This window comes from Mycobacterium sp. TH-M106 (assembly GCF_057473765.1).
This window is the reverse complement of the sequence record NZ_JBYCLE010000272.1, coordinates 1-3,187: the sequence shown is the minus strand read 5'-3', so window position 1 is coordinate 3,187 and position 3,187 is coordinate 1. Positions and strand designations below refer to the sequence as shown.

The following is a 3,187-nucleotide window of genomic DNA, read 5'->3' as shown; positions in this document are numbered from 1 at the left end:
ACGGGCACACCTGGGTCGCCGAGGCCGACACCACCCTGGCGCTGCTGCCGATCGGCTACGCCGACGGTGTGTTCCGCGCCCTGAGCGGACGGTTCGACGTGTGGATCAACGGACGGCGGCGGCGCAGTGCGGGGCGGGTCTGCATGGACCAGTTCGCCGTCGATCTGGGCCCCGGGCCGGTCGACGTCAGCGCCGGCGACGAGGCCATCCTGTTCGGGCCCGGCAACCGGGGCGAGCCCACCGCCCAGGACTGGGCAGACGTGCTCGGCACCGTCCACTACGAAGTCGTGACCGGTCCGCGCGGCCGGGTCACCCGGACCTATGTCGAAGCTGATGCCAATGGCACGTAACCGCCGACGGGCCCGCGGCTGGCTGGCCGGTGTGGCGGGGCTGACCGCGGTCGGCACCATCGCCGGCACCACCGTCGCACACACGATGACCCGGCGCACCAGCGCCGAAGACCCTTACGCCGAAGAGGATTTCGAGATCCTCGACCATGACCGCGGTTTGACGGTGACCACCGACGACGGGGTGGCACTGGCGGTGCGTGACGTCGGGCCGACAGACGCGCCGCTGACCGTGGTCTTCGTCCACGGCTTCTGCCTGCAGATGGGCTCCTTTCATTTTCAGCGCACCCGGTTAACGCAGGAGTGGGGGCCGCAGGTGCGGATGGTCTTCTACGATCAGCGCGGCCACGGCGCCTCCGATGTCGCCTCGCCCGACACTTACACCGTGCCCCAGCTCGGCCAGGACCTGGAGGCGGTGCTGAACGCGACGGTGCCGCGCGGCCCGATCGTTCTGGTCGGCCACTCCATGGGCGGCATGGCTGTGCTGTCGCATGCCCGGCAGTTCCCCCGACGCTACGGCAGTCGGATCATCGGTGCGGCGCTGATCTCCTCTGCGGTCAAGGGGGTTTCGCGCTCCCCGCTGGGTGAGATGCTGCGGAACCCGGCGCTGGAGGCCGTCCAGTTCAGCGCCCGCTATGCACCGAAGCTGTTGCACCGCGGCCGCGGCGCGGCCCGTCCGGTGATCGGCCCGATCCTGCGGGCCGCTTCCTACGGTCGCGAGGCGACCAGTCCGAGCGTGGTGGCGTTCTCCGAGGAGATGATGCACGCCACCCCGATCACGACCATGGTGGGATTCCTGCACGCGCTGGAGGTGCACGACGAAAGTGCTGCACTGGAAACGCTTTCCACAATTCCCACCCTGGTCGCCTGCGGCGATCACGACCTGATCACCCCGGACGGCTACTCGCGGGCGATGGCGGCCGCGTTGTGGAACTCCGAGTTGGTGATCGTCGAAGGGGCGGGTCATCTGGTGCAGCTGGAGGAGCCCGACGTGATCGACGACGCGCTGGTCCGGCTGGTCGAGCGGGCCACCCCGCGACGGGTGGCACTGACTCGGCGGCTGCGCGGGCGGGCCGCTGCCGGGAGCGGGAGTGGCTGAAACTCGCAGCGGCACCCAGACCCTGGCCACCGTGGCCGACACCCTGGCGTTCGGTACCCGGTTCGGTCGGCAGCTTCGCGCCGGCGACGTGGTGGTGCTGGGCGGCCCGCTCGGTGCTGGAAAAACCGTGCTGGCCAAGGGAATCGCGGCTGCGCTGGACGTCGACGGTCCGGTCGTCTCGCCGACGTTCGTGCTAGCCCGGGTGCACCGGCCCCGGCGTTCGGGTGCACCGGCGATGATCCACGCCGACCTCTACCGGCTGCTGGACCGGGGTACCGATCCGCTGGCCGAACTGGACGCGCTGGATCTGGACACCGAGCTCGACGACGCCGTCGTCGTCGTGGAGTGGGGCGAAGGGCTGGCCGAACGGCTCTCCGAGCGCCACCTCGACATCGCGCTGGAGCGCTGCAGTGATCCCGACTCCGAGGTGCGCACCGCGACCTGGCGGTGGAATCTGCCGTGAGCCGGGTGATTCTGGCCGTCGACACCGCCACCCCCGCGGTGACGGCGGGCTTGGTGGCCGCTGCCGGCGCGAGCGACGAGCGCACCGTGCTGGCCGAGCGGGTCACCGTCGACGCGCGGGCGCACGCCGAGCGAATCACCCCCAACGTGCTGGCCGCGCTGGACGACGCCGGGCTTTCGATGACCGACCTGGACGCGGTGGTAGTGGGCTGCGGGCCGGGCCCGTTCACCGGGCTGCGGGTCGGGATGGCCACCGCCGCCGCCTACGGCCATGCGCTCAGCATTCCGGTGTACGGGGTGTGCAGCCTGGACGCCATCGGGGTGCTGGCGAGGCGGGTGCGGAAGGATGAACTGTTGGTGGTCACCGATGCCCGCCGCCGCGAGGTGTACTGGGCACGGTACCGCGACGGGGTCCGGGTTGCCGGTCCGGCGGTTTGCGCGCCGGGCGACGTCGATTTCGGCGCGGCGCAGGCGGTGGCCGGCTCACCGGACCACGCGGCGCTGTTCAACCTGCCGGTGCTCGACATCGCCTACCCGACGGCCGCCGGATTGGTTGCGGCGGTGGACGATTGGGATGCCAACCCAGCGCCGCTGGTGCCGCTCTACCTCCGCCGACCGGATGTCCAACCACACGACGCTTCGCTTGTCACGTCGCTTGTTATTGGCCCGCTCACCGATGCCGACGCCGTTCGCTGCGCCGAACTGGAAGCGCAGCTGTTCGACGGTGACGACCCGTGGCCGGCCGCGGCGTTTCACCGGGCGCTTGCCGCCCGGCACCACCACTACGTCGGCGCGCGGGTCGCCGACGAGCTCGTCGGCTACGCGGGCATCGCCCGGCTGGGCCGTATCCCGCCGTTCGAGTACGAGGTGCACACCATCGGGGTGGATCCGGCCTACCAGGGCCGCGGCATCGGCCGGCGGCTGCTGACTGAGCTGCTGGGCTTCGCGGGCAGCGCCGTCGTGCACCTGGAGGTGCGCACCGACAACGCCGCGGCCATCGCGCTCTACCGCGACATGGGATTCGTCGACGTCGGTATCCGCAAGCGCTATTACCGGGCCAGCGGAGCCGACGCCCACCTGATGCGCCGGGAGGCGCGATGAAAACCATCCTGGCGATTGAAACCTCCTGCGACGAAACGGGTGTCGGTATTGCCCGACTCGACTCTGACGGCGCGGTGACGCTGCTGGCCGACGAGGTGGCCTCCAGCGTCGACCAGCACGCCCGGTTCGGCGGGGTGGTGCCCGAGATCGCGTCGCGGGCGCATCTGGAGGCGCTCGG

At 70.9% G+C, this 3,187-nt stretch carries 4 protein-coding genes and 2 pseudogenes; all 6 read left to right on the top strand.

Going from position 1 to position 3,187, the window contains the following annotated elements:
- The coding region (locus tag AC2VOP_RS09440; protein WP_486960705.1) for an alanine racemase C-terminal domain-containing protein at positions 1-350 on the top strand (350 nt) is incomplete at its 5' end.
- The gene (locus tag AC2VOP_RS09435) at positions 340-1,446 is read left to right on the top strand and encodes an alpha/beta fold hydrolase (protein ID WP_486960704.1); all 1,107 of its coding nucleotides are present in this window, start codon (positions 340-342) and stop codon (positions 1,444-1,446) included. The genes AC2VOP_RS09440 and AC2VOP_RS09435, both read left to right, overlap by 11 nt.
- Positions 1,439-1,909: a tRNA (adenosine(37)-N6)-threonylcarbamoyltransferase complex ATPase subunit type 1 TsaE gene (gene tsaE / locus AC2VOP_RS09430; RefSeq protein ID WP_486960703.1), complete on the top strand. Its 471-nt coding sequence runs from the start codon at positions 1,439-1,441 to the stop codon at positions 1,907-1,909. The genes AC2VOP_RS09435 and tsaE overlap by 8 nt, the downstream gene beginning before the upstream one ends.
- Positions 1,906-2,538: pseudogene (gene tsaB, locus AC2VOP_RS09425) on the top strand (tRNA (adenosine(37)-N6)-threonylcarbamoyltransferase complex dimerization subunit type 1 TsaB); the annotation flags it as partial. The gene tsaE and the pseudogene tsaB, both read left to right, overlap by 4 nt.
- A 30-nt stretch (positions 2,539-2,568) precedes the next feature.
- Entirely contained in the window at positions 2,569-3,009 is a 441-nt protein-coding gene (gene rimI, locus AC2VOP_RS09420; RefSeq protein WP_486960706.1) for a ribosomal protein S18-alanine N-acetyltransferase, read from the top strand.
- Positions 3,006-3,187: pseudogene (locus tag AC2VOP_RS09415) on the top strand (tRNA (adenosine(37)-N6)-threonylcarbamoyltransferase complex transferase subunit TsaD); the annotation flags it as partial. The gene rimI and the pseudogene AC2VOP_RS09415, both read left to right, overlap by 4 nt.

What these genes read in the sequence shown, in the direction of transcription:
- AC2VOP_RS09435 (WP_486960704.1), top strand. Translation starts at nt 340, where the DNA reads ATGGCACGTAACCGCCGACGGGCCCGCGGCTGGCTGGCCGGTGTGGCG.